Annotated in this window: 1 protein-coding gene and 1 pseudogene; both read right to left on the bottom strand. The window is 77.7% G+C overall.

Features of this window, described 5'->3' with window-relative positions:
- Positions 1-359, bottom strand: a pseudogene (locus IE249_RS37565) (glycoside hydrolase family 6 protein); the annotation flags it as partial.
- Between the two features lie 283 nt (positions 360-642).
- A complete protein-coding gene (locus tag IE249_RS17030) occupies positions 643-1,299 on the bottom strand; it encodes a sortase domain-containing protein (RefSeq protein ID WP_189705740.1) in 657 nt (218 codons plus the stop codon).
- Positions 1,300-1,393 lie beyond the last annotated feature (94 nt).

Here is a 1,393-nt window from a genome sequence, read left to right on the forward strand (position 1 = left end):
TCCGCGGCCTCGGTGAAGCCGCGCGCCTCCCGCTCGGGGTTCTCCGGGCCGATCCACTCGCCGGTCGGCTGCTCGGCGATCTTGCGGATCTGCGCGGCCTCGGCCCCGCGGCCCTCCTCGGCGTAGGCGGCCACCTGCCGGGCCGCCCGGCTGTCCGGATTCACCCAGAAGGGGTCGGCCTCCTTGGGCTGCTGGGTGATCGCGGCGGCGCCCGTACCTCCGTGGTGGCCGCCGGCGCCGTCCGCGGCGGAGCAGCCGGCGGCCAGCAGCACGGCCCCCAGCACCGCCCCCGACACGGCCGCGGACGCCCGTGTCCGCCTCCTGCGGGCGCGCGGACCGAGCCCCCTCATGCCGTACATGCGGCTCCCTCTCGGTGCACTCGGCCAGGCCGTCTCCCATGCTGGCACAACGAGCGGGCGTCACAGGTCTGGGCCCGGACGGCCCACTCGTTCTAAAGTGCCTTACCCCCCACATGGCTCACCCCAGAGACCACCAGACCTCCGAACCTCCCGCGCCGGTCGCCGGGTTACTCCCGCAGCCCGGGCGCGCGCGGTCGAGGGCCCGCCCGGTCGGCGGCTTCCGGGGGAGCGGGCCGTCGACCGGGCCGGTGCGTCGGCCGGCCGGTCGTCCCGGGGTCCCGGCTCAGGTTCCCGTGCCCGTCAGATACGCGTGGACCACCACGTCCGTGGCCCCGCCGTACGTCGCCAGCAGCAACTCGGCGCGGCCCGGCCCCCTTACGGCCGAGGCGAGCCGCGCGTCCGCCGACTCGGCGGGCCGCGACTGCCCGGTGTGCTCGGCGCGGTCGACACGGTCCACGGTGAAGTCGGCGGCCGTGCCGTCGCTCCGGGTGATGTGGACCGTGGCGCCGGTACGCAGGGCGCCGAGCCCGCGGAACACCGCGTCCCCGGCCGCCGTGCCGGCCTGCCCGATCAGCAGCGCGGTGCCGGGCGCGCCGGGTTTCACGCCGGCGCCGTACCAGCCCACCGCGCCCGCCGGTTCGGCGGGTGGGGCGAGTCTGCCGTCGGCGTCCGGGGTGCGGGCCACCACCGGGGCGCGCACTTCGAGGGCGGGGATCTCCAGGAGCCGGGGCAGGGCGTCCTTCAACGGGTCCGCGGCGGGCGGGAGTTGGTCACCGGCCGGGCGGCCGACCGCCGCGATGTCGCCCGTGGCCGGTCCGGACAGCGCCTGCCGTACGTCGGTCAGGTCGCGGCCCCACAGCCACAGGCCGAGCAGCAGCACCACCCAGGCCAGTCCGGTCAGCAGGCGGGCGGTGGCCCGGGACCGTTCACCGCCGGGCATCGCGACCACTCCCCCGCTCCGTGCCCCGTGCGCGGCGGGCCGCGCCGAGGAGCCTGGGCAGCAGCAGGGAGGCCGCGGCGGCTCCCGTCAGGAC

It is taken from the genome of Streptomyces anandii JCM 4720, from assembly GCF_014650655.1.
GTDB lineage: Bacteria > Actinomycetota > Actinomycetes > Streptomycetales > Streptomycetaceae > Streptomyces > Streptomyces anandii.

What these genes read in the sequence shown, in the direction of transcription:
- IE249_RS17030 (WP_189705740.1), bottom strand. Translation starts at nt 1,299, where the DNA reads ATGCCCGGCGGTGAACGGTCCCGGGCCACCGCCCGCCTGCTGACCGGA.